Source organism: Lactobacillus amylovorus DSM 20531, from assembly GCF_002706375.1.
GTDB classification, from domain to species: Bacteria; Bacillota; Bacilli; order Lactobacillales; family Lactobacillaceae; genus Lactobacillus; species Lactobacillus amylovorus.
This window is the reverse complement of record NZ_CP017706.1, coordinates 1,122,607-1,148,367: the sequence shown is the minus strand read 5'-3', so window position 1 is coordinate 1,148,367 and position 25,761 is coordinate 1,122,607. Positions and strand designations below refer to the sequence as shown.

At 34.4% G+C, this 25,761-nt stretch carries 24 protein-coding genes, 1 tRNA gene and 2 pseudogenes; 21 read left to right on the top strand and 6 right to left on the bottom strand.

The features are described from left to right. Nucleotides 1-104 precede the first annotated feature (104 nt). The 5 genes and pseudogenes from LA20531_RS05980 to LA20531_RS05955 all read left to right on the top strand — a co-directional run. On the top strand, nucleotides 105-3,020 hold the full coding sequence (locus LA20531_RS05980; RefSeq protein WP_099202294.1) for a starch-binding protein: 2,916 nt from the start codon (nucleotides 105-107) through the stop codon (nucleotides 3,018-3,020). A gap of 261 nt (nucleotides 3,021-3,281) precedes the next feature. Further along, a complete protein-coding gene (locus tag LA20531_RS05975) occupies nucleotides 3,282-3,869 on the top strand; it encodes a recombinase family protein (protein WP_056940758.1) in 588 nt (195 codons plus the stop codon). A 46-nt stretch (nucleotides 3,870-3,915) separates the two neighbouring features. Beyond that, entirely contained in the window at nucleotides 3,916-5,265 is a 1,350-nt protein-coding gene (locus tag LA20531_RS05965; RefSeq protein ID WP_211138012.1) for a ParM/StbA family protein, read from the top strand. A 2-nt stretch (nucleotides 5,266-5,267) separates the two neighbouring features. Continuing rightward, nucleotides 5,268-5,447, top strand: coding sequence for a hypothetical protein (locus LA20531_RS05960; RefSeq protein ID WP_236704191.1), 180 nt, complete (start codon nucleotides 5,268-5,270; stop codon nucleotides 5,445-5,447). Nucleotides 5,448-6,077: 630 nt separating this feature from the next. Beyond that, nucleotides 6,078-6,512: pseudogene (locus tag LA20531_RS05955) on the top strand (replication initiator protein A); the annotation flags it as partial. A gap of 77 nt (nucleotides 6,513-6,589) precedes the next feature. Here the strand turns inward: LA20531_RS05955 and LA20531_RS05945 are convergent. Then, complete coding sequence (locus tag LA20531_RS05945) at nucleotides 6,590-7,822, bottom strand: DUF2974 domain-containing protein (protein WP_056940633.1); 1,233 nt, start codon at nucleotides 7,820-7,822, stop codon at nucleotides 6,590-6,592. Between the two features lie 60 nt (nucleotides 7,823-7,882). Beyond that, a complete protein-coding gene (locus LA20531_RS05940; protein ID WP_056940632.1) occupies nucleotides 7,883-8,584 on the bottom strand; it encodes an MgtC/SapB family protein in 702 nt (233 codons plus the stop codon). A 163-nt stretch (nucleotides 8,585-8,747) separates the two neighbouring features. Here LA20531_RS05940 and LA20531_RS05935 point away from each other — a divergent pair. Beyond that, nucleotides 8,748-8,820: transfer RNA gene (locus LA20531_RS05935), tRNA-Thr, on the top strand. A 204-nt stretch (nucleotides 8,821-9,024) separates the two neighbouring features. Here LA20531_RS05935 and LA20531_RS05930 read toward each other — a convergent pair. The 3 genes from LA20531_RS05930 to LA20531_RS05920 form a co-directional block, all read right to left on the bottom strand. Continuing rightward, nucleotides 9,025-9,831: a hypothetical protein gene (locus LA20531_RS05930; RefSeq protein ID WP_007125838.1), complete on the bottom strand. Its 807-nt coding sequence runs from the start codon at nucleotides 9,829-9,831 to the stop codon at nucleotides 9,025-9,027. A gap of 203 nt (nucleotides 9,832-10,034) precedes the next feature. Further along, nucleotides 10,035-11,396 carry an IS4 family transposase gene (locus tag LA20531_RS05925; protein ID WP_056940631.1) on the bottom strand — a complete coding sequence of 454 codons (1,362 nt, stop codon included), beginning with the start codon at nucleotides 11,394-11,396 and terminating at the stop codon, nucleotides 10,035-10,037. A gap of 179 nt (nucleotides 11,397-11,575) precedes the next feature. Then, a complete protein-coding gene (locus LA20531_RS05920; RefSeq protein WP_056940630.1) occupies nucleotides 11,576-12,292 on the bottom strand; it encodes a helix-turn-helix transcriptional regulator in 717 nt (238 codons plus the stop codon). Between the two features lie 182 nt (nucleotides 12,293-12,474). On the opposite strand from LA20531_RS05920, the gene LA20531_RS05915 reads away from it, so the two are divergent. The 12 genes and pseudogenes from LA20531_RS05915 to LA20531_RS05855 all read left to right on the top strand — a co-directional run bounded on the left by LA20531_RS05915 (nucleotide 12,475) and on the right by LA20531_RS05855 (nucleotide 21,858). Continuing rightward, entirely contained in the window at nucleotides 12,475-12,915 is a 441-nt protein-coding gene (locus tag LA20531_RS05915) for a hypothetical protein (protein ID WP_056940629.1), read from the top strand. A gap of 17 nt (nucleotides 12,916-12,932) precedes the next feature. Next, a complete protein-coding gene (locus LA20531_RS05910; protein ID WP_236704190.1) occupies nucleotides 12,933-13,331 on the top strand; it encodes a hypothetical protein in 399 nt (132 codons plus the stop codon). Between the two features lie 79 nt (nucleotides 13,332-13,410). Continuing rightward, nucleotides 13,411-14,268 carry an IS982 family transposase gene (locus LA20531_RS05905; RefSeq protein ID WP_056940763.1) on the top strand — a complete coding sequence of 286 codons (858 nt, stop codon included), beginning with the start codon at nucleotides 13,411-13,413 and terminating at the stop codon, nucleotides 14,266-14,268. 178 nt (nucleotides 14,269-14,446) lie between these two features. Further along, nucleotides 14,447-15,241 (top strand): FtsK/SpoIIIE domain-containing protein, encoded by a 795-nt coding sequence (locus LA20531_RS05895; RefSeq protein WP_003624855.1) that lies wholly within the window; start codon nucleotides 14,447-14,449, stop codon nucleotides 15,239-15,241. Between the two features lie 86 nt (nucleotides 15,242-15,327). After that, nucleotides 15,328-16,149, top strand: coding sequence for a replication initiation factor domain-containing protein (locus tag LA20531_RS05890; RefSeq protein WP_003624854.1), 822 nt, complete (start codon nucleotides 15,328-15,330; stop codon nucleotides 16,147-16,149). Next, complete coding sequence (locus tag LA20531_RS05885) at nucleotides 16,149-16,532, top strand: hypothetical protein (protein WP_056940687.1); 384 nt, start codon at nucleotides 16,149-16,151, stop codon at nucleotides 16,530-16,532. Before LA20531_RS05890 ends, LA20531_RS05885 begins: the two co-directional genes overlap by 1 nt. 1 nt (nucleotide 16,533) lies before the next feature. Continuing rightward, nucleotides 16,534-16,713 (top strand): helix-turn-helix transcriptional regulator, encoded by a 180-nt coding sequence (locus tag LA20531_RS05880; RefSeq protein ID WP_056940688.1) that lies wholly within the window; start codon nucleotides 16,534-16,536, stop codon nucleotides 16,711-16,713. Nucleotides 16,714-16,758: 45 nt separating this feature from the next. Continuing rightward, nucleotides 16,759-17,988 (top strand): tyrosine-type recombinase/integrase, encoded by a 1,230-nt coding sequence (locus tag LA20531_RS05875; protein WP_056940689.1) that lies wholly within the window; start codon nucleotides 16,759-16,761, stop codon nucleotides 17,986-17,988. Between the two features lie 32 nt (nucleotides 17,989-18,020). Beyond that, complete coding sequence (locus tag LA20531_RS05870) at nucleotides 18,021-19,079, top strand: DNA methyltransferase (protein WP_056940690.1); 1,059 nt, start codon at nucleotides 18,021-18,023, stop codon at nucleotides 19,077-19,079. Beyond that, a complete protein-coding gene (locus tag LA20531_RS05865) occupies nucleotides 19,079-19,984 on the top strand; it encodes a hypothetical protein (RefSeq protein ID WP_056940691.1) in 906 nt (301 codons plus the stop codon). The genes LA20531_RS05870 and LA20531_RS05865 overlap by 1 nt, the downstream gene beginning before the upstream one ends. 69 nt (nucleotides 19,985-20,053) lie before the next feature. Beyond that, nucleotides 20,054-20,912: pseudogene (locus LA20531_RS05860) on the top strand (IS982 family transposase). 112 nt (nucleotides 20,913-21,024) lie between these two features. After that, on the top strand, nucleotides 21,025-21,858 hold the full coding sequence (locus LA20531_RS05855; protein WP_007127152.1) for a helix-turn-helix domain-containing protein: 834 nt from the start codon (nucleotides 21,025-21,027) through the stop codon (nucleotides 21,856-21,858). 117 nt (nucleotides 21,859-21,975) lie between these two features. Here LA20531_RS05855 and LA20531_RS05850 read toward each other — a convergent pair whose 3' ends face one another. Then, nucleotides 21,976-22,833 (bottom strand): IS982 family transposase, encoded by an 858-nt coding sequence (locus LA20531_RS05850; RefSeq protein ID WP_056940763.1) that lies wholly within the window; start codon nucleotides 22,831-22,833, stop codon nucleotides 21,976-21,978. 467 nt (nucleotides 22,834-23,300) lie between these two features. On the opposite strand from LA20531_RS05850, the gene LA20531_RS05845 reads away from it, so the two are divergent. The 3 genes from LA20531_RS05845 (at nucleotide 23,301) to LA20531_RS05835 (ending at nucleotide 25,583) form a co-directional block, all read left to right on the top strand. Further along, on the top strand, nucleotides 23,301-23,573 hold the full coding sequence (locus tag LA20531_RS05845) for a MoaD/ThiS family protein (RefSeq protein ID WP_007125837.1): 273 nt from the start codon (nucleotides 23,301-23,303) through the stop codon (nucleotides 23,571-23,573). Between the two features lie 64 nt (nucleotides 23,574-23,637). After that, nucleotides 23,638-24,375: a HesA/MoeB/ThiF family protein gene (locus tag LA20531_RS05840; protein ID WP_007125836.1), complete on the top strand. Its 738-nt coding sequence runs from the start codon at nucleotides 23,638-23,640 to the stop codon at nucleotides 24,373-24,375. Beyond that, nucleotides 24,372-25,583, top strand: coding sequence for an MFS transporter (locus LA20531_RS05835; protein ID WP_007125835.1), 1,212 nt, complete (start codon nucleotides 24,372-24,374; stop codon nucleotides 25,581-25,583). Before LA20531_RS05840 ends, LA20531_RS05835 begins: the two co-directional genes overlap by 4 nt. Nucleotides 25,584-25,761: the final 178 nt, after the last annotated feature.

Below are 25,761 nucleotides of genomic sequence, written 5' to 3'. Positions count from 1 at the left end.
TGAAAACGGTTGCAAAGAAGTTAGCAAAAATATATAATTTCTTTTGAAATTGTTCACTTGGCCAAGCTGCAGTTTCAATATTTTAATAAAGGGGGCAGTAAAAAGTGAAAAAAAAGAAAAGTTTCTGGCTTGTTTCTTTTTTAGTTATAGTAGCTAGTGTTTTCTTTATATCTTTTGGATTTAGCAATCATTCTAAACAAGTTGCTCAAGCGGCTAGTGATACGACATCAACTGATCACTCAAGCAATGATACAGCTGATTCTGTTAGCGACGGTGTTATTTTGCATGCATGGTGCTGGTCGTTCAACACGATTAAAAACAACTTGAAACAGATTCATGACGCCGGCTACACAGCGGTTCAAACTTCACCTGTTAATGAAGTTAAAGTTGGAAATAGCGGGTCTAAGTCATTAAATAACTGGTATTGGCTATATCAGCCAACTAAATATAGTATTGGTAACTATTATTTAGGAACGGAAGCTGAATTTAAGTCAATGTGCGCTGCTGCTAAAGAATATAATATCAGGATCATTGTCGATGCAACTCTGAATGATACAACAAGTGATTATAGTGCAATTTCGGATGAAATTAAAAGTATTCCAAATTGGACACATGGTAACAAACAAATTTCGAATTGGAGTGATCGTGAAGATGTTACTCAAAATTCGTTGTTAGGTTTATATGATTGGAATACTCAAAATTCTCAAGTTCAGACGTATTTGAAGAATTATTTGGAACGCTTGATTTCTGACGGAGCTTCAGGCTTTCGTTATGATGCAGCTAAGCATATTGAACTTCCAAGTCAATATGATGGCAGCTATGGCAGCAATTTCTGGCCAAATATTACTGATAATGGGTCTGAATTTCAGTATGGTGAAGTTTTGCAGGACTCGATTTCAAAAGAATCAGATTATGCTAATTACATGAGTGTTACAGCTTCAAATTACGGCAATACGATTCGCAATGCGTTAAAGAATCGTGATTTTACCGCAAGTACTTTGCAGAATTTCAACATCAGTGTTCCAGCTTCTAAATTAGTAACTTGGGTCGAATCGCATGATAATTATGCTAACGATGATCAAGTTTCGACTTGGATGAATAATAGTGATATTAAATTAGGCTGGGCTGTTGTTGCTTCGCGTTCTGGTAGTGTTCCGCTGTTCTTTGACCGTCCAGTTGATGGTGGTAATGGTACTCGGTTCCCTGGCAGTTCAGAAATTGGTGATGCTGGCAGCAGTTTGTATTATGATAAAGCAGTTGTAGCTGTTAATAAATTCCATAATGCAATGGCTGGTCAATCTGAATATATTTCTAATCCAAATGGCAATACCAAGATTTTTGAAAATGAACGTGGCAGCAAAGGGGTTGTTTTTGCAAACGCTTCCGACAGTTCATATAGTTTGAATGTTAAAACTAGTTTAGCTGATGGGACTTATGAAAACAAGGCTGGTTCAGATGAATTTACCGTTAAAAATGGTTATTTAACCGGTACAATTCAAGGACGTGAAGTTGTTGTTCTTTACGGGGATCCAACAAGCAGCAGCAGTACAACAACAGAAACTAAAAAGGTTTATTTTGAAAAGCCTTCAAGTTGGGGTAGTAGAGTTTATGCCTATGTTTATAATAAAAATACGAATAAAGCTATAACTTCAGCTTGGCCTGGCAAAAAAATGACCGCTTTAGGTAACGACGAATATGAATTGGATCTCGACACTGATGAAGATGACTCTGATTTAGCTGTTATCTTTACCGATGGGACAAAGCAAACACCAGCAGCTAATGAGGCTGGTTTTACCTTTACGGCTGATGCCACTTATGATCAAAATGGTGTCGTAAGAACTTCTGATTCAAGCAGCACATCAAAAAAGGTTTATTTTGAAAAGCCTTCAAGTTGGGGTAGTAGAGTTTATGCCTATGTTTATAATAAAAATACGAATAAAGCTATAACTTCAGCTTGGCCTGGCAAAAAAATGACCGCTTTAGGTAACGACGAATATGAATTGGATCTCGACACTGATGAAGATGACTCTGATTTAGCTGTTATCTTTACCGATGGGACAAAGCAAACACCAGCAGCTAATGAGGCTGGTTTTACCTTTACGGCTGATGCCACTTATGATCAAAATGGTGTCGTAAAAAAGGTTTATTTTGAAAAGCCTTCAAGTTGGGGTAGTAGAGTTTATGCCTATGTTTATAATAAAAATACGAATAAAGCTATAACTTCAGCTTGGCCTGGCAAAAAAATGACCGCTTTAGGTAACGACAAATATGAATTGGATCTCGACACTGATGAAGATGACTCTGATTTAGCTGTTATCTTTACCGATGGGACAAAGCAAACACCAGCAGCTAATGAGGCTGGTTTTACCTTTACGGCTGATGCCACTTATGATCAAAATGGTGTCGTAAGAACTTCTGATTCAAGCAGCACATCAAAAAAGGTTTATTTTGAAAAGCCTTCAAGTTGGGGTAGTAGAGTTTATGCCTATGTTTATAATAAAAATACGAATAAAGCTATAACTTCAGCTTGGCCTGGCAAAAAAATGACCGCTTTAGGTAACGACGAATATGAATTGGATCTCGACACTGATGAAGATGACTCTGATTTAGCTGTTATCTTTACCGATGGGACAAAGCAAACACCAGCAGCTAATGAGGCTGGTTTTACCTTTACGGCTGATGCCACTTATGATCAAAATGGTGTCGTAAAAAAGGTTTATTTTGAAAAGCCTTCAAGTTGGGGTAGTAGAGTTTATGCCTATGTTTATAATAAAAATACGAATAAAGCTATAACTTCAGCTTGGCCTGGCAAAAAAATGACCGCTTTAGGTAACGACAAATATGAATTGGATCTCGACACTGATGAAGATGACTCTGATTTAGCTGTTATCTTTACCGATGGGACAAAGCAAACACCAGCAGCTAATGAGGCTGGTTTTACCTTTACGGCTGATGCCACTTATGATCAAAATGGTGTCGTAAGAACTTCTGATTCAAGCAGCACATCAAGCAATTCGTAAGCCGATACCAGCAGTTCATCAAGCAGCTCGGCTGTAACTGCTACAGAAACCAGAGGTAACACTAGTTCCTCTAGTTCTAGCGTTAGCCAACCTACTAAACATCAATTGGCAGTTAAATTTTTTGTATTACGTGATAATTATGTCTTCAAGGCAATTGCTGTTGAAACGGCCACTAGGGTATACCCTAATGGTCTTTTTTATTTCTGTGCTATACTAGGCATTAAAAGTGTTCATTAGAACTGTCCAAAAGGGGAACTGGAAATGGCTAAAATCGGTTATGCGCGTGTGAGTTCCAAGGAGCAACATTTAGATCGACAGTTAGCGGCTTTAAAAGACGTTGATAAATTATTTACGGATAAATTAAGTGGGGCTAACACTAATCGGCCAGAACTGCAAAAAATGCTGGCCTATATTCGTGAGGGTGATATTGTAATGGTCACTGAATTAGATCGCTTAGGCAGAAACAACCATGATTTGACTAAGATCATGAACTCCATTCAAAATAAGGGTGCCACCCTAGATGTGTTAAATTTGCCGTCCATGACAGGAATCGCTGATCCGAACTTACGTCAACTGATGACTAATCTCATCATTGAATTGTATAAGTATCAAGCTGAAAGCGAACGTAAGCGGATCATCGAACGTCAGCAACAAGGCATTGCGCTTGCCAAACAGCAAGGTAAATATCATGGCCGTAAACCCCAATACACCCAAGACGATCTCCACTTGCAACATGCTTTTAAGCTCTATCAAGGTGGTATGAGTGATGTAGATGTTGCCCGCAATACCGGCATTAAACGAACGACCTTTATCAGGTATCGAAAGAAATACAAGATTAAACGAAAATGACTAACAAAGCGGTACTTTTTGTAATGCAACTAAAGGAGAGTGCCTTATGGATATTTTTAGCTTAGATTTAGGAAACAAACAGACCAAATTAAAAAGCAGTAAAGCTGAATATGTACTGCCTTCAAGTTGGGGTAGTAGAGTTTATGCCTATGTTTATAATAAAAATACGAATAAAGCTATAACTTCAGCTTGGCCTGGCAAAAAAATGACCGCTTTAGGTAACGACGAATATGAATTGGATCTCGACACTGATGAAGATGACTCTGATTTAGCTGTTATCTTTACCGATGGGACAAAGCAAACACCAGCAGCTAATGAGGCTGGTTTTACCTTTACGGCTGATGCCACTTATGATCAAAATGGTGTCGTAAGAACTTCTGATTCAAGCAGCACATCAAAAAAGGTTTATTTTGAAAAGCCTTCAAGATATTTAAACCAAGCAGACATGCCGATGTCAGTTGGCAATTCTACAATGAATAATGACCTACACACTTATTCAGTCCCTTTTAGCGACGATAAGTACGTATGGGGTCGAGATATTGACCGACTTCACCTTGACGAATATTTAGCGGATACAATCATGTATGGTGCTCGATACGATAGTGAAGCATTTAAATTACTAGCCAATTTTGCGCTGGGATTACTAGCAAGTGATTTCAAAGCGGCTAAAGATCAAGTTTTAGAAGTAGTCGTCACTGCTGGGCTTCCAACTGGAGATTATGCTGACCAAGGACAATTAAAAGCTTTATTAAAAGTCTTAGAGGGCCAACACCAAGTTACTATTGACGATAAAATCGTGACGGTAAGAGTTCGTAAAGTCTATATTTTGCCTCAACCAATCGGCACCTTATATAACGAGCTATTAGACGGTGAGGGCTTTATCAAGAACAAAGATTTACTAGACGAAAAAGTTGGCATTGTTGATGTAGGTGGTGGCACAATTTTAATTGATACGATTTTAAACTTTGAACTTAGTGGCAAAAACCGCCATCAATTTAATACCGGCGTAAATGATCTATACGAAGCCATTGCCAACGGTATTAATGGTGATATTAGTCTTTATCAATTAGAAAAAGATTTACGAAAGGGAAACCAGCAACATCATTGGAGCTACCGATTTTCTAAAAATCGTCAAGATGATATTACTGATTTGGTTTGCAAGGAAATTGAGCGGTTTACCCGGCGCTTAGTTGCTAATGTAACTTCAACGTTAAAGAACCTTAATAGTATTGATACTTTGTTCTTTACCGGTGGTGGAGCCAATTTGCTTAACCAAAAAATCTTGAATACTACTTTCACTAACGCAGTTATTGTTAAAAATACAGAAGTTGCTAATGTTAACGGATTTTATAAGTACGGATTAAGTCAACAAGCTCAAAACGAAGGGAGCAAGTAATCATGGGAAAAGTTAAAACCTTGAACGTCCGACTAAATCCCGAGAAAATTGTCGACAAAGAAATCCTTGATTACTTTGATAAATCATTAATTCCTAAAACCACGCTTGTTAAAACCGCTTTAATTCACGAAATTGAACGGTTAAAGGCTCAAGGTGATCCTTTTACGTTAAAGATGAATTAAAAACTCCAGAAGCCCCTAAAAATGGCGTAGAAAAGCCTTCTAGTTCCAAAGAACGGTTGCAAGGAGGATTTAATGCCTTTTCAGATGATATTTAGAAAAAAGCTGGCAAAATATACAAAACCAAATAAAGTTGCCGCTAGGTAAGCGCTATGCTAGACTAAGATTAATTTAACAACCGAATAAAGAGATCAAGCTAAACAGAAAAATCCCCGATTCACGAGGAATCAGGGATTTTAGGTTTAGCAAGTAGCTACCATACAGCTACTTAGATTCAGTCGACTTTGACTTGGCGGAAAAAATCGACTGAACATTGTTCTTAATTTGTAGGTTAATTATACCGCAAACCAGTCCCCGAGGACAAGTTAAGGATAGTTAAAAAACAAATTAAATCCAATGGACTAAGTAGCCAACAGAAGCTACCTAGTCCATTTTTTGTTGTTAGAAATTAAAAAAGTTGCCGACTGGGCAACTCACAAACAGACACATGCTGATGAATTACAAAGCCACCAGACCAATGAAAGCTTTGTAATTCAGTTAGAGCATATCAGATTTGTATTTTAAAGCAAATCAAATGTTTTAGCAACTCTCTTTTGAGACAGCATGTGTCAGTCAAGAAAGGGAGTTTTTATAATGGATCAAACAAATTTCAAGTTTTATCAAGCTGACAACGTTTATGGGGCCTTGTTCTTTCAGTTTCCCAAAGTATTGATGTACGGCGAACAATATCGGTATTTAAGTAGTGAAGCCAAATTGGTCTACATGGTACTGAAAGATCGGCTCGAGTATTCCTTACGCAATCACTGGGTTGATGAGGAAGGTCACGTCTACTTTATTTTTACCAATCAAGAATTAATGGATCTGTTCAATTGTTCAAAGGGAAAATTAGCCACCGTTAAGAAAGAACTAGAAAAAGCTGGCTTGCTTTATCAAAAAGCCATGCATTTTAATCCCAAAACAGGGGAAAATGAACCCAATCGACTTTACCTAGCCGAACTAGATATGCAATCAACGGACGTTTATTTACGCGGTGAATATGCCCAAAAAGAGCCGCAAACCCTTGTTACGGGAATGTTTAATCGAAAACATGCATAATAAATAATAAAACGCATGCCTATAGGCATGCGTTTTTGTTTCATGTGAAACTATTTATTCTCATTCTTTTGTTCACGTTCTTTATCATCTTTGAAGCGCTGTTTAATTTTTTCTGGTAAGATGCTTGGCACAGTTTTATCATAAAATTCAAAGAAGATAGGAGCCTTGTTAGAATCATTGCTCTTAGGATATAAAGCAAAATCAGTTTCGTTGAATGGCAAGCTGATATTACCGCGAATCGCATTAAGAATTTCTCCGACCATGTGTAAAACATATTTACGTGTTTCAGGAGTTAAAGCCATAATTACGCGGCTAAATCTTACAGTTCCCAGCAATTTGTTAGCAGTAATTTGGAACATATCGGTAATATTTAATTCGTCGAATGCTTGAAACAATGCGTCCCATAATTCACCACGTTGTTCATCGGGAATAGTGTGATTAAAGTCAATAAGGGAATGTCGCAGCGATCTTGCACCTGATGTAAGACCTTTAGCTAAAACAAAACTATCTCGCCCAACACTCCAGCGACGAGGATCGTGTTGTTGGATCATTGGTGCAGTACTTTTAACAATTAATACTCGTTCTGGGTGGTCTAACATAGTGCCAATGATTGAAGCTTCTGGTAGATAAGTCTTCATCTTAGGAAGTGCTCTAACAAAGCCGGGTGAACGCCATACTTGATGGAAAAATCCTGGGCCGTCAAAACTGAGTGCTCTGATAATGCGTTTTTGCAAGGTGGGTTCTGCCACACTTAAAGCATATTCTGCGTAATTGCCGCCTTTTGAGTGTCCAGCTAAGTAGATCTTGTCGTCAGGATATTTGGCCGCAATTTCTTTAAGATAATTTGCCGCCACATCTTGACCATAAACCTTAGGCATGTAGTTCATATTCATATCTTCATTCCAGCCGATAATTGAACTGTCGGTGCCGCGGTAAACGATTAAAATAGTTTTCTTATCTAGTTGAAAAGTAGCCGCTGTAAATTGTAATGGATATGGGTCTTTCTCCATTCGGTTAGTCCAGTTTAAAATTTCTACATTTCCTAGTCGTGGACTTTTAGGAAGGAGCCAGATCTGGGTACCGTTTTCATCGTGCATTTGTACTTGGAAAGAGGGGAGAACGCGAAGTTTTTCCGCTACTTCGCTTAGGGTATGTCCTTTAGCTGATTTATCTACAGGGAGATAGATAAATGAGGCGAAGAGTGATGCATCTACACTATTGAATGGCTTCTCTTTAAATGATAAATCTCCTCGCCAACGTAAATAGTCAAGAGTTCCTGCCATAAAGTCATCCTTTCATGGTTAATAATGACATTTTACTAATTATTACTCTAAAAATAAATGTTATAAGCCACCGCGTGTGTAACTGATTTTTCGAATATCAGGATATTTGCGTAAAGTCATGATGATTTGATTTTCGTCAATTTTATTGTTGATAACGCCATCGACATAAAGAACGATCTTTTTATCGCTGACATCGAGAATCTTGATTGAAATATTTTCAACTTTATTATTTTCTAGCTCTTGCTTTATTTGTGGCAAAACATCTGGTTTATTGATAGCATCTATCAAAATGTCGAAACGAATGTGTGGTGTAAGTTTATCAACGATTTCGTCATCATGAAAGAATAGTTGAATGATGAAAAGCAAGGCGGTTGATAAGATACCGATGAAGTACATGCCTGCACCAGCGGCCATTCCGATGGCGGCAGTTGCCCAGACACCAGCGGCTGTTGTTAGACCAGAAATTTGTTCTTTTCTTACTAAAATTGTACCAGCGCCGATGAAGGAAATACCGGTGACAATTTGGGCGGCAATTCTTGAAGGGTCGAGTGAAAGATCGTGCATGTTGAGCAGATCGGTGAAGCCGTATTTAGATACGATCATGAACAAGGCAGAAGCAATAGCAACTACAATGTGCGTTCTGACACCTGCAGTTTTTCTTTGGATAGCTCGTTCATAGCCGATTAGGGCACCACAAAAGGCGGCGACGAGAATCCTGAGCAGCCAATCTAGTTCAGTTGTAATGGGAGCGAATGTCTCCATAAAATCACCTCTTGAATGACTAACACTTTTAGTTCCATTCTAACGTAAATAGCCTTATTTGATAGTTTTGAAGATTTTTTTGAATTTTTTTCAAAAAAGGGTTGCGCAACTCCCATCTATATGGTTTAATAAATACTGTTGTCGATGAGATAACAAATGAGTTGCTGACTTAGCTCAGTTGGCAGAGCACGTCACTAGTAATGATGAGGTCGGAGGTTCGAATCCTCTAGTCAGCATTAGACGAACAACTTAATAGTTTTCAAGTCTGTTATTGAAGCTTTAAAAAGCTTATGATGACAGGCTTTTTTTATTACTTTTGAATATTTGTTAATATTTAAAAAACAGTTATGAATAATTATTTTGACCACAAAAATTGCCACACAAAATTTTCGTGTGGCATCTGTGTGGCAAAGGTTTATAAAGTATTGAAATAAGAGTAGTTAATTATATTCTACATTATCGATTATAAGAGAGACGACCATCTTTAATAATAAAGAATCTGTATATGCAACTTTTAGTTCATTGGATAGTGGAAGAGGAAAAACGCCTCTAGTTTTTTGAGGAATTAAAATGTTTTTCCATATTTCTTTGTCTGCTTTTATTTGTTCTATTTCTTCCTCGTTTATTCGTGTTTTAATAAATTTTTGGATAATTGCTTTAAGCAGTTTTTGAATGATTGTATTAGATTTGGTGATTTCTGGCATGATTTCGATTCCATTTTTAGGCCAAGTGTTAATTATTAATCTATCATGTTTATTGAATTTGCCTTTTAAATCTTGTCTTTTTATTGTAGGTCTTATCTTTGCTTCACCATTAGATGATGATTCTGTAGTTAATCCAGATATTGGAATAGTTGCATGATTTGCATAATTGCGTAGTACATGTAGATTTTCTTCACATTTAGTTTTATCACATGAGTTAATTGGATCATTAAGATTTAAGTCATTTAATTGAATTGCTAAATTTTTACAATTATCTATAAACATACGATTTAGTATTATATAAATAGTTGTTTTTTGAATGGCTAAATCATATCCTTGTTCGCTTAAAATTGGAAGATTTTCTATAATACGGGGTACTGCCTGCAATTCAATATATTGATTTTGTGTCATCTTATATGTTTGAATAATATTTTTTAACGGACTTAATTTATTAATGAACTGAGAATATATTTTAAATTGCTCTTTAGAGATGAATGTTGCAATATTTAAGTTGTAATCTGAAAAATTATATTTGAGTTGATTCATATTTTTACCTGAATGATTTTGTAATATAAATTAATTATAGTAAAAAATATTTTATTAAAAAATGACAGGCTTTATTGCTCAATGTCATTAAGTTAAGGCATTGACAAATTAACAACTGTATTTTTTTAGATCATTCATTTGCGATCTTTTTGCATTTGAATGATCTTTTTTCATGCCAAATAAACCTTAATTCTATCTCAAAATTAGGCTACACGATACATAAATGAAACCGAAGATTTGACCTTTAAGTTTCGTTTGTCTTTGCGACCTGGTCTTATAGGAATTGTGTGTCGGCTTATTCTAACTAATATTCCTGCAAAGTTTTGATCATTTGAAGAAACTTTATATCTTTTTTGAACAATTAAACATGCTATTTTGAAATTAATTATGTAATGATATTTACAGTGACGCTGTGGTACATATGCTTGTACAGTAGTCTGACTGACTGCATTAAACATAATCATATGAGCATATAGCTCCATCTCAATAAAATGATCCTGTTTAGAGTGAAATTGCACACTGCCTAAATCATATTTTAATTTCCTAAAAGAACTTTCAATACCCCAACGTAAATGATAGAGTTCCTTCATCCGTTCTAGTGGGAATTCCTGACGATCAAGATTGGTCACCAAAACCTCCCATTCCTCTTTATTAGTATCAGGATCATTTATTCTAATCTTGCAGGCTCTAAAATTTACATTGCAAAAGTCTTCAAAATCCCAACGAGCATCTTGAGTACCCTTGGCGAACTTCTTTTTGTAATGATGCTTAGGATGGAAAACTATATGAAGATTTTCAGTTTTATGATGCAAAGTATAATAATGATTCGAGATAGTTATTCGACAAGATATATTCTTATCACAAAACTCGTCTGGCAGATTCTTGATTTCTTTGATACCACCTTGACCAATCTTAGTGCGAATTACATAATAACAATTTTTTAGTCGATTGCAGTTTTCTATCATATTGAAGCTTTCATAGCCACGATCCATCATGACAATATACGGCTGCGAGTAATCTAACTGTCTAAGCATATCTAATGCAGCACCACGCTCGTCTATTTGCGACTTTGGCTGGAAAACACAGTCTTGATACGTATTATTTAAAAGATCATACATTGCATTAACATGTATTTGACAATATGATTTGCCTTTAGAAGAATCGACAATATTTTTACTTTTAGAATTCCAAACCTGATTAAAATCGGAGCCGTCAAAAGCAAAAAGACGATATTTATGATCAAGTTGAGCTTTAGTAGGCAACTGACGGGTAAAAGCGTGAAATATATGTTCAAAGCATTTAGGTGAAAGCTTGGATTTTTGTTGGATATAAGCTGAAACGGATATATTGTTATTGCCAGCAAAACTACCATCATCAAAAGCATCATCTATTTCTTTAGTTAAGCAATTATTTTGCATATTAATAGTCGTTTTAATCGTAGTAAAAGCATCAAGTTTACGTTTACGAGTAAAAGCATGAGGATTTTTAATATAATCATGAATGTGCATAGCAGTATCATTGATTATATTATCTAAGCACTTTAAAATATTAATATGGATATTCATAGCAATACTGCCTCTTTTCGTGTAGTGTAGTATTAATGATGTTCCAGAACTATATTATTGCAGGGAGAGAAAGGTCAAGCCTTTCTCTTTTTATTTTAGAAAGAAAAAAGATCAAATCAAAATGATTCGATCTTTAAAAGTAAGCAGTAATATCAATGCCTTAACTTAATGACATTGCTTTATTGCTTGTCATTTTTTTTACTTTCAAAGTATCCATGATTTAAGAATAAATTTCGATATTTTTTTAATATTTTTATTTGATGATCCATGGCAGGGACTAATGTATATGCATTATTTCTATTGTAGAATTCGTTCATTAGTCTAGTATTTGATTCTTTGTAGTCTTTAATAAAATCACTATCATTTTGATTCATAATAATTTCTTCTAACTGCATACGAATAACTAAACTTACATCATGAATAAATTTAAGATCATTAGCACCTTCCAATGCTTCTTCAAAGTTTTTATCGAATAGAAATTTAAATTTATCTTTCCAGAAATTTATTACGTATGATTTATTTTTATAATTTTCATCACTTTTAGCAAAAGAATCAGCAGTTTCTTTATCTTCATTTATAGAAAGAAAATGGGAAATATCAGCTTTCATATTACTCAATTCTTCATTGTTATCATAATATGCTGAAAAAAGAAGATTAATTAATTTACTTTCTACTTCTTCACCTCTAATTCCTTCACCCTTTACATAAGGTACGGGAACTTTAAAAATTTCTGCTAAAGCTTTCCATACTTCTTCATTTGGAACTCTGCTTCCTGCTTCATATCTTGCTATCGTTACTCTTGTAGCTGATATATTTTTATTTTTTAAAAGATCAGATAGATCTTGTTGCGTAAAGTTGTTTTTTTCTCTTAATTCTTTAATTCTGTTGGGCGTCATATTATTACCTCACTAAGATTAATTTTATACAATTGGTACGAAATTAGCAAAAAGTACCAAAATTGGATACAAAGTTGTTGACCTGAAGTGTAGGTAGTTGTATATTATATGTATCCAAAAGTGGTACATCAATACATGAATAACCATATTTGGAACGTAAAAAGAAAGAGAGGACATTAACAATGTCTAATAATGTAACCAAACAAGGTGAATTGCTTTCTACCTTCAATGAAAGCAACAGTAAGAGGACTCCAATTCAGTCTGCTTTAACTCGACCATTGGTGGAAGCAATTGGTAAATGTTTCCTACTATTAAGTGGAACGACGGAAGAGGTTCAAGATTCTACTGATGAAACTAAAACTATTCCACGCGCTGTATATGAGGTTCGAGTTATTAGTTCTAATACAAGATTACCAATTGGAACTGTGTTAACGGTGAAAATTAAAGGTAGTGAGAGTGTAATTGCTGATGAAGAGAATAAAAAACTTCTCTTAGGGTTAGAGAAGAATAAGGTAGTAGCATTCGATGATCTTAGCCATTGGAATTTCAATGGTAATGAAGGACTATCAGCTTCAGGTATGCGAGTATTAGAAGTGAGTCCTCAAGAGGCTATGAACTTATAGAATTGAGGTGCTTATATATGAAAACTAAGAAATTAGTCTTAGACACAAAAAAACCGCTAGGAAATCCTAACAGTTTAAAAATGGTAACGATGTCAACCTTAGCATTATCAATTGGCGTTGAATATAAGGTCGCACCGCACTTGTTGAGCAGTGGTAATTATACTGCTCTTGTATATCCACTTTTATTAAATATTATACCTCTAGGGTATCCAGCTTGGAAATGGATTAAATTACATGTTATTGACTATAAAATCTATAAGAGATTGATGAGTATTGTCCATTCTGAGCAACTTATAGATTATGTAGAGAAAAAAGAAACTACCATTTTCAATGAAAAAAAAGTTGAATATGGCGTCAAGATCATCTATGAAGAAACTTCAGAGGGTATTTACATTACTACGCGTGGTGCTAGTTAAATCGTTTTAGTTAATAAAAAAGTCCAATTAGACTAGACTCAAGTTGTAAGTAATTTAAATAGAAAAGAGTCTGATCTAATTGAACTGTCTCAAGCTTAAGCGTTTTTCTCACCATTTACAAGTTAGTTTTAATCGGTTAAATGTGATTTGTCGCTCGCTATATAAGCTTTATGCGCCTGATGGACTTAAACATCGTAAAAATGTTGATCAGACCATGCTTCCTGATAGTTCTATCTTAGCGATGCTCATTTGGCAAACTGAAATTGGAATTGAATCTCAACGAAGATTCTGTAAATTCTTCGTTGGCTTATCTCATTCTCGTTTTAACCGTCGAGCTCGAATGCTCTTGCCTCTAATTCGTTGTATCCGTCAGGCTTGGAATCAAGAAGTAAAGACAGCTGGAGAATTTTTGATTATTGATAGTTTCCCAGTGCCAGTTTGCCAGCCTGTTCGCAATTATCGTGTCAAGATCTTTCGGGGCGTAGCTGATATTGGTTATAAAGCAACCAAGAAAGTCTATTATTATGGCTTCAAGGTCCACGCAATAGTAAGCGATGATGGCTATCTGCTTGACTATGCAGTTACTAAAGCGTCAGTACATGATGCCAAAGAGACAGTAGAATTGATGATCAATGCTCATCCAGCCAACCATTATCTTTTAGGAGATGAAGGTTATTTAGGCAAAAATCTAGCTACTAATCTAAAGCGCATGGGATATGTGCTTTGGACGCCATATCGTAAAAACATGCAAGGAGCTAGAAGGCATAATGATCATCAATTGATGGCAATTAGAAGAAGCATTGAAAGCGACTTTTCTTTGCTTAGTTATTACAACGCTGAGAATAATCGAGCAAGAAGTCCAGTAGGCTTTCAACAGCGGCTAGAAATAGCTATTTTAGCCTATAATATGGCATATTGTCTAGAACGATTTAACTAGCACCACGCGTACATTACTGTGTACCCTAATGGCATTAAGAATAGTGATGCCACTCAGACTCTAAATAATAGGCTAGAAGAAACATTCAACATGAATGTTTTATCGGTAGATCATCAGCTATCTTATACAAGATACTTGTTAAGAGATGTTGATAAGCAACAAATGGGAGTAACTGATAATGCATTCTAATTTTAAGATTCAGCTAGATAAGAATACTAACTTTAGCCTTAAGGGTTCAGGAGGACTTCTCATTGTAGGACGTAGTGGGTCAGGTAAAACTAATACGACTACGTATATTATGCTTAAAGCCGTTTCTCAGTGTGATTGTGGACTTTATATTGTTGATGCAAAAAGAGCTGATATGTACGGTCTACATAATTATCTTAATAGTGGTAAGAAAGTGGTAGCAAGTAATACTAATCAAATAGCACGACTATTACGCGTTTTAAACGAGAATATGAGTGCGAGGTATGAACACTTTAAAGATGGTAAATGGGGACAGGACTTTTCAGAATATGGATATCGACCATATCTATTAGTTATTGATGAAGTATCTGCAATGCTTGCTGAAGCTGGCAAGAATAAAAAAGAGATCATGGGTGAACTACGTCAAATTATTCTCCGTGGGCGTCAAGCGGGTATTTTTACTCTTATTTCGGGTCAAAGGATAGACGCAACTATATTAGATAGAGATATCACATTGCAATTAGGCACGCGGATCGTTATGGGACAAGCAGACTCGGAAACTTATCGCATGGCATATCCCATGGTTAATGATATTAAGGCATTACCATTAGTTCCAAATAAACCGGGGTATGGTCTTATCTATTCTGATGGTCAAAAGATTAGCAATCCTACTCCGTTTGTGTCACCTGATATGTCTAATATTGATGTACCTAAGGTAATTACTAGGTTGGAAAATAATTATGATTCATCCAAGTATAATGATGAGTCTGATTATTGGCAATTATAGTTAATTTAGTTGCCAGCTGACGGGTGACGGAGTCGCCCGAATGGAATGTTCAAGCGTGAGCGGGCTGGCAACACCCACCTAATAATATGGGTGTAACGGAAAGATTATTAATCATGAAAACGATGAATAATATAAAAATCGACCAAATTCGTTTAAATATTCCCTATGATGAGACCAATCAAGTAGAAGATAGTCAAGGTTTACCTAAAGAAGTTATAGTTGCTGATAACCTGTTACATCTAGCATGGTTGTTCAAGTCTAATACAGTGAGTCATGGACATAACGGCTATACTTCTTCATATAATTTTGGATCTGGAGAACAAGGCGGAAATATTTCCGTAATGTGGAATGAAACAAGAAAAGATATGGGAATACTTGTTGACTTTACTGCGACAGGCAAAGCGTTATATGAGAGCCTTGCGGAATTACATGGAATTCCTATTAACTGGAAGAGAATAATTGAAGAACTATATGAGAAAATGGGGCACATATCTAGAATTGATATAGCCACTGACCTTATTAATTACGGATTTTCAGTTAATAGGATTATTCAAAGGTTAAAGAATGAAGAATCATTTTTCTTGAATACTCAAGGAAATAAGATTAATTCTAATCGCTTTAAAATAATTGGAAATTATGAAGAAGCCCAGACTCTATATGTTGGAAGTAGAAAAAGCGATGCCTTTTTGAGAATTTATAATAAAAAAATTGAACAGGATCGAGCTAGTGGACTTTATAGGAATCTAGCTAGAAATTGTAACGATTGGGTAAGAGTAGAAGCAGAATTTAAACATCGTTTAGCCAAAGATTTAGGAAGATATATTGCGACATTAACAATAGACAATATTTATCCTTATTTACTTGGCTGTGTACTAGAACGCTGGTCATTAGTCGATAAGGAAGAGTAATGGTATATGAGAAAATCCAATATTCTAAAGAATGGAAGGTTTTAAAAGAATTGTCGAAAGGGCAAGGACTCGAAGAACTAAAGCAAGTTCAAATTGACGCTTCTCTGAATAGAAAAATTAATTGGTTCTTGTACGGTGGCGCTAGTGGAGTTATTTCGATGATTAAAGAAGTCTATGGTGATAGAGCATTAAAAGAGTTTTATCAATTTTTAGATTATTTTGTTTCTGATCCTGATACATGGGGACATTATTATCATTCGGATAAGATAAATGCAGATACTAAAACTATTGCAGATGCTACACAAAATTTAGATTTCAAAGAATATTTAAAAGGTTTAAGGAAAGAATTAATTGAACAAGATAAGCAGAAAGGCAGAGATTAGTATGTTTGGTACGGAACTACTCAATGCAAGACAGGTGGCCCAAAAATTGGGTATCAGCTATACTTACTTTTTTAAGTTGAGAAGAAATGGCTGTCCATATCATCAATTAGGAAATCAAGGGCGAAAATATTATGTTTTGAAAGAAGTGCAAGATTGGCTCTTAGTAAGTAGTCAACGTTAAATATAGGGCGTGGCAAATGCTACGCCCCTTTTTTGGAGAAAGAATATGGCAATTACACAAATTAAATCAGGAAAAAATGAGGGTAAGTATAGAGTTAGAATTCAGCCGACTGATAATGAAACTGGAAAAACAATACCCGTACCTAGTAGAGTAACTAAGACAAGTAGTAAGCGTGAAGCAAAGCAACTGGAAGAACAAATGTGGGTTGAATATCGCGCGCGTCAAGAAGTTAATTTAGATGTGTTAAATCAGCCACTTTCGATAGCATTGAATAATTATGTTGAAGAAGAGAGAGCTTCGGGACGCTGGTCATCTATTACTACTTATGATAATTGGAAATATACTGTTAAACTTGTTTCTCAATATTTCGGTAGGAAAAAAGTTAAAGACATTAAGGAAAAAGATATGCGCAATTTCGCTAGAAATTATGTTAAGACGCATAAAACAACTGTAGCCCCTCATACCACGATAGACAGGCAGTTACAGAATTTGAGGGGATATTTTTCAACTTTGAATGATGTGGGAATTACGAGAAACCCCGTTCCAATGAAACCACTGTCTAAATTTTTTAGACGTGATGAAATGAGCTTAGCTACAAAAAAGTATGTTTTTACTAGTAGTGAAATTGAAGCTCTTAAAGCAGAGATTTATAAAGAACTAGGAATATGTAGAGTAAATTATTGGACTACACGGATTGCTATTTTAATAGCATTGGATACGGGTATGAGACCGCAAGAAATTCAAGCGCTAAAGTGGAATCAAATTATTAATGATGGAAAATTTAAAGTGTTTCAAATAAATGATTCCTGGAATGAAAAAGAAAAACATCTTAACGGTCATTTGAAGAGTAGACCTCGTGGAGAATCTAGACTAACCCTCCCTCTTTCTGAACCACTTTTGCAGTTATTGAAGAAGTTTCATCACCATCAGTTAGAACTTCTAAAAGAAAATAGTTTAGTTAATTCAAATGATTGGTTAATGTTGAATACAACGGACTATAATTTGTGTTCATTAGGTTATCCAATTACTCAAAAAAGCATGAACGATATGTTGAAACAGTTAAGTAAGAAAGTGGAAATTAATAATCAAGAATTGAATATCAGCATGTATACGTGTAGGCATACTGTAGCAACAAAATTAGGTAATACTCCAGGTATGTCTTATCCTTGGGCGGCAAGTAGATTGGGACATTCTTTAAAGATGTTTATGCGGACTTATGTCCATGTAGATGAAGATAGAAATGAAGAAATGCTAAATTTAGTAAATAATTGGTAAAATAGAATATAAGTAATTTAGATTTGATAAGTATGGGAATGACTAAGAAAAATGGAAAAAAATTATATAATTTATTTCATGGAAATGTTTCAGAAAAATATTCTGAATGGGCTTCTCCTGATCTAATAATATCTGATGGAGCTTATGGCGTAAGAGGATTTAATGGTGACGTAACTGATGTTTCAGATCTAAATGAATGGTATAAGCCCCATCTTTTGGAATGGTCTAAAAAAGCTAAACCTTCCACTAGTTTATGGTTTTGGAATACTGAAATAGGCTGGGCTACGATGCATCCATATTTAGAAGCAACAGGTTGGGAATTCGTTCAATTAGCTATATGGAATAAAGGTTTAGCTCATATAGCTGGTAATGTTAACGGAAAGACAATAAGACAATTACCAGTAGTAACAGAAGTTTCAGCACTATATAGAAGAAAAATATTTTTAAATTCAGGTGATGGTGAAACTTTAGGTGTAAAAGAATGGCTTAGACATGAATGGTGTAGGAGTGGATTACCTTTATATAAAGCTAATGAAGCGACAGGATTAAAAAATGCTGCTACAAGGAAATATTTAACTAAAGATTGGCATTGGTATTGGCCATCTGGAGAGTCAGTTGAAAAAATGGCAAACTATTGTAATAAGTATGGTAAATCAACAAATATTCCTTATTTTTCATTGGATGGTAAAAATAAAGTTAATGCTAAATCTTGGGATAAATTAAGAGCGGTTTGGCATCATAAGAATGGAATAACAAATGTATGGAGTAGACCTCCGCTAGCAAATGCGGAACGGCTTAAGGGTACTATGAGACGAAGCGCGCCTAGGGTATATAAACCGACTAAATATTCAGCGGCACATTTAAATCAAAAACCACTCGATTTAATGATAGAACAGGTAAGATCAACTACAAATCCGGGAGATATAGTTTGGGAACCCTTTGGTGGGCTGGCGTCAGCATCCGTAGCATCTGTTTTATTAGGTAGATATCCTTATGTTGCAGAAATTGATGATAATTTTGTACAATTAGCAGAAGAAAGGCTGTCAGAAGCAAGTATTGAGTTTAATGAAAAAGGAATATTTAGTGATTGATGAATAAAGACTTAAAACCCGAAAGATATGAATTACCAGATGGTGATGAGAGAACCATTTTAAGGGAAAGAATAATTAAAGCGTTAAATGCGGTGCCTATTTATTTTAAGTCTCCTGTCAATATTAAAGGCGTAGCAGTAACTGATTTGTTTTCAATGAATACGTTACTTGGGGGAGCTATTGAAGATCAGACTACACAGGCTTTGAATGATACGAGAAATATTTGGGATCCAGATGGCAAGTATAGTGAGTATTTTTTTAAAAGATATTCTGAAAGTTTTCCGGATGTTCGATTAGAGAAAGGCGTAGATCAATCTCCTTTAATAGGAATAGAATTAAAAGGATGGTATTTATTATCTAAGGAAGAAATGCCTTCTTTTAGATTTAGAGCATCTGCAGATGCAGTAACCGAATGGGATCTTTTAGTAGTATATCCTTGGAGTTTATCTGACGTGCTTTCAGGAACACCAAAACTTGAAATTCCATATATTGAACAAGCTAAGTACGCCGCTGATTATAGAACATATTACTGGGAACATAGAAATCCTAATGCTAAAAAAGTTGTTCATCCAGATACTCATCCATATCCAAATCCAGGAAGTAAATATTCTGATATAGCAAAGGATGATAGTAGTGGTAATTTTGGTATAGTTGCTAGAGTACACGGATTAATGGACGATTGGGTTTCTGACACGATGAAAAATAAGCTTGCAGGAATTGAAGCAAAATGGTGGGTTAAATTTTTTAAGCTTTTTGATGAAAAAGGTGTAAACGAACAGAAAATTAAATCACAGTTTGAAAAAATAGCTGATACAGAAGATCATAATAAGAAATGGGCAGATGAATTTTATGGCTTGATATCTCAATTGATGGATTTACGCGTGGTGCTAGTTAAATCGTTTTAGTTAACAAAAAAAGTCCAATCTTGTTAGACTCGACTTGTAAACATATTAATAGAAAAGAGTCTGACTAGATTGAACTACCCTAAGCTTAAGCGTTTTTCTCATCCTAACACAAGTTAGTTTTAGTCGTTTAAATATAATTTGTCGCTGTTTGTACAAACTTTATGCCCCAGATGCATTAAAGCAAAGACGGAATATCAATCGATGTAAAATATCTGACAGTTCTATTCTGGCCTTGCTTATTTGGCAGGCTTCATTGGGCGTTGAATCTCAAAGAAGATTTTGTGAAAAGCTTGTTAATTTATCTCACTCTCGCTTTAATCGCAGAGCACGCATGCTTTTGCCATTGATCTATTTAATTCGACATGGCCTTAATGAGGAAGTAGATCTGTCAGGCGACATTTTGATTATTGATAGCTTTCCTGTGCCAGTCTGTCAGCCAATTCGCAATCGTCGAGCAAAGATCTTTCGCGGCTATGCCGATATTGGCTATAAGGCAACCAGAAAAATCTATTATTATGGTTTTAAGGTTCACGCTATTGTTAGCGACGACGGCTACTTGCTAGATTATATCGTAACCAAGGCCTCAGTTCATGATGCTAAGGAAACAGTAGAACTGATTACTAATGCTCATCCTGACAATCGTTACCTTTTGGGCGATGAAGGATATTTGGGCAAAAACCTGCATCAACGCTTAGAGCAAATGGGTTATACGCTTTGGACACCATATCGTAAAAACATGAAGAATGCTCAAAAGCACAATAAGCACTATTTAATGGCACTCAGAAGGACCATCGAGAGTGATTTTTCGCTTTTGTCTTACTACAACGCTGAAAATAATCGAGCTAGAAGTTTAGCAGGTTTTCAAGAGAGACTCGAAGTTGCCATTTTAGCTTATAATATGGCATATTGTCTAGAACGATTTAACTAGCACCACGCGTATTAATATTTATAAATTAGATCTTTTTTGAAGTAGAATATTATTGTTAGTTATTATATATTTTTGAAGAAATCTTATATTAAGTATATTACTGAGGAATTCTATGAAAATTGGAAAAGCATTACGTGTAGAGCGTCTAAAACTCGGATTAACACAACAACAAATGTGTGAAGGGATTATTAGCAGACCTTTTTATGCTAAAGTTGAAAGTGGGAAAAATAAGATTAATGCAGAAAGTTTATTTCAAATCTTATTTAAACATCAGATTGAAATTGATGACTTTTGTCAACTTATACAAGATACCTATATTACTAAAAATAGAAGGGTTATAAATAAGTTGCAAGAAAGAATGGATTATGCATTTAGTACTAAAGATATTGATTCTTTAATACTAAACTGTAAAAAAATTATGAATGTTCCTGGAGATAGGATTATAAAATTACGAACATTGGTAGCTATTGCTTATTTTAGAAATGAACTAAATGAGATAGATAACGGGATTAAAAAGAAAATAAAAATAGAATTTAATGAAGGACAGAAATGGACAAAAAGACCAGAATCATTAAGGCTTTTTGCTAATACGATGCCATTATGGTCGCAAGATGAATTAAATTTTTTTATAGGACGATTATTGGCTACAGTCAAAAATGAGAATATTACTGAATTAATGTTAGAAAGGTATTTAAGAATATTTGAAAATTATTTAGCTACCTGTTATGAAAGAAAGATACCAATGAGAAAAAATAGTAATCATATAGAAGAAATAATTGACTATATTACGAATGCAACATCATCAAATGTTCACTTGATGATATATAGAATAAATGCTATTTATATGAAATCATTATTTAAGAATGATAAAGAAAAAGTTACTAAAATCAAGGCAGATATGAATGATTATGGATATGGAAAGCTAACTATTAATTGGCCTAATTGAAATATTGTTAAATAAAAATTTGGTAAATGTGTAAAACTCTAATTGATTATGTTGGGTAAGAATGAACATGATTAATTAGAGCTTTTTATATTTTTAGTAATTTGAGTACGCGTGGTGCTAGTTAAATCGTTCTAGACAATATGCCATATTATAGGCTAAAATAGCTATTTCTAGCCGCTGTTGAAAGCCTACTGGACTTCTTGCTCGATTATTCTCAGCGTTGTAATAACTAAGCAAAGAAAAGTCGCTTTCAATGCTTCTTCTAATTGCCATCAATTGATGATCATTATGCCTTCTAGCTCCTTGCATGTTTTTACGATATGGCGTCCAAAGCACATATCCCATGCGCTTTAGATTAGTAGCTAGATTTTTGCCTAAATAACCTTCATCTCCTAAAAGATAATGGTTGGCTGGATGAGCATTGATCATCAATTCTACTGTCTCTTTGGCATCATGTACTGACGCTTTAGTAACTGCATAGTCAAGCAGATAGCCATCATCGCTTACTATTGCGTGGACCTTGAAGCCATAATAATAGACTTTCTTGGTTGCTTTATAACCAATATCAGCTACGCCCCGAAAGATCTTGACACGATAATTGCGAACAGGCTGGCAAACTGGCACTGGGAAACTATCAATAATCAAAAATTCTCCAGCTGTCTTTACTTCTTGATTCCAAGCCTGACGGATACAACGAATTAGAGGCAAGAGCATTCGAGCTCGACGGTTAAAACGAGAATGAGATAAGCCAACGAAGAATTTACAGAATCTTCGTTGAGATTCAATTCCAATTTCAGTTTGCCAAATGAGCATCGCTAAGATAGAACTATCAGGAAGCATGGTCTGATCAACATTTTTACGATGTTTAAGTCCATCAGGCGCATAAAGCTTATATAGCGAGCGACAAATCACATTTAACCGATTAAAACTAACTTGTAAATGGTGAGAAAAACGCTTAAGCTTGAGACAGTTCAATTAGATCAGACTCTTTTCTATTTAAATTACTTACAACTTGAGTCTAGTCTAATTGGACTTTTTTATTAACTAAAACGATTTAACTAGCACCACGCGTATTTGAATATTTAAATTGTATCTCTTTAGATTATTAATTTTAAATAGATTGTGTATGTAATAAGAATGTGTAACAAATATGATACTAAGAATATTTGATCTTAATTAATTGATTTATTATTAATACAAATAAAGATAAAGGGGGGCATCAAAAATGATTTGGTGGGAATTACCAGTACTTTTAGGTTAATTTGAGGCTTATTAAATAGCGTTAAAACTTTTTAAACACTATTTAAAGTAAACTGAAAATTAGTAAGAAGATAAAGAAAGTCACATACTGTGATCCTTAAAACAGATTTGTAAGGATAAACGGTATTAATAATCATTGTCTAGTATTAGAATCTGATTTTAATGAAAAGAGATAAGGTCAAATGATTACTGTTCAATTAAGAGGTATTGCTGAAGGTAGATTGGGAGTAAATCATATTGATTATGATTTACGTTTAGGTTCAAAAGTAAAAGATATGATTCAAAGAGTTGTATCTTTAGATGAAGACTTGAAACATAATATTTTTAATACCACGTTAAATGAGCCTAGAAAGTTATGTAGAGTTTTAGTAAATGGAAAATTAGCCAAGTTTAACCAAACAATTAATGCGACTGATAATGTTGCATTAGTAGGTGTGGTTACTTGTGACGGTTAATTTAAGAGCTTTTTTTGGGGGTCTGGAAATATCCAGGCTCTTTTGCTTAAGAAAGGAATAGAAAATGATATTTGAAAATTCTAGATATAATCGACAAATTCAAATGCCAGAAATAGGTGAAGAGGGTCAAAAACGCTTAAGTAATGCTAGTGTAGTTAGCGTAGGTGCTGGTGGAGTTAAGTCACCGTTGCTTTATTATTTAGCAGCTGCTGGAGTGGGAAAAATTAAGATCATTGATTTTGATAAAATTGAATTAAGTAATTTGAATAGACAAATATTGTATACCACTGATGATATTGGAAAATATAAAGCTAAAGTTGCTGCGAATAGATTGAGGCATTTAAATCCAGAAATTCAAATAATTGACTCAGAAGAAAAAGTTACACCTCAAAATATCAATACTTTATTATCTAATTATGATATTGTTTTAGAAGGTGGAGATGGTCCAGAACAACGTTTAATGGTCAATAAATATTGTGTAGATAATAATATCCCTATGGTACATGTTTCTGCACAGTATGGCTATGGTTATGTACTGACTATGCTTGATGCTAAAGTAGATCCGTGTTTACAATGTGCATTTCCAGATTTAGCTGAAAGTCGTAGAGGACCAGTAGCAGTTTGGGGTATAGGAACTGGTATTGCTGGTGTAATGGGTGCTAATGAAGTTTTGAAGATTATCTTGGAAAAAGGAGATTTAGCTCGTGGATATCTGCTTTGCGCATCCAGTTTTTCAAATGATTATTATAAAATTCCAATCCCTAAACTTTCAGATTGTCCAACCTGTGGCAAAATAAAATGATCGCTATAAATAAAGAAAGATTAATTGAGCGAGCTGCCTTACTAGCTTCTGGCGTAGATTCTTTAGGAACAGGCTCGTTCGTTAGTATTTCAACTATTTTCTTTTTGAATAATAGTCATGTCAGTGCAACTTTGATAGGAATAGGGCTGACTTTATCAGCAATATCTGGCATGGTTGCTTCCGTACCTGTTGCATACCTTGCTGATCGATTAGGAAAATTAAGAATATTTTCGGTATCTTATATATTAAGAGCATTTGGAATGTTGTTATGGCAAGGGATAAAAGGAAATATTAGTTTCTTAATTTTTATGACTTTGTTTGGAATAATTGATCGATCCGCAGCCTCTTTAACTAGAAGTTTAATAGTTGCACCGTTGAGTAAAGAAAAAGCTTCGATTTTAATGGGAAATATGGCTTTACCAACTAATCTGGGATATGGTATCGGTGCTGGTATAAGTGGAATAATAAGTTTTTTTAAATTAAATTTATTTATAGCTTTGATTATTAATGCTTTTTCTTTTATATTAGTTGTTTTAATTTATAACTATGCTTTAAAAGATGTTGATGTAACGTCAGCTAATATTAAGCGTTCACCATTAACATCTTTTAAAGCAATTGAAAGTTCCTTAATAAATAAAAAAAGATTTAATTTGATTATTGAAAACTTTATTTTTTCATTTCATAGGACTTTACTAAACGTTTATATTCCTTTGTTAGTTGTAAAAAATTTTACTAACTTAACATGGATGGCACCTACTGCGTTTGTATGTAATACTATTGTTATTGCTCTTTTTCAAGGTTTTGTAAATAAAATTGCCGTTCAAAAGAAAGTTTATGATATTTTTTGGATTATTTCTGGATTCTGTTTAGGGATATCATTTTTTGGAATAGTTATTTCTAACATTAATAATACAAAAAAGTTTTATTTAATATTACTAATATTGTTAGTTATTGTTCAAATAATAGCTGAGTTATTTAGTTCTGCAGCTCTAGCTGTTTATATGGTTGAATTTAGTAGATCTCAATATTTGACTTTGGATTTAAGTGCTATAAATTTGGGAGGACAATTACAGAATATTGTAGGACCAATGATATTTGGGGAATCTGCTACTTCTAATTTTTTATGTCCTTTGTGTATGGGAATTCTAACGTTAGCTATTACTATAAATGAATTAAAAAATAAAGTAATATTAAAAAACTCTAACTAGAAGATTAACATAAAGTTTTTAAATTAATAAAGCCGGATTATTAAGCATAATTAACCTTGGTTTATCAGTATAAACCAAGGTTAATTTTATTAAATTTTTTAATGGGTAACGTCTACTGTAAAAAAATAATAGTGAGACATAAACAAAAAAAGAGAAACCATCGTAAAAGCAATGTCAT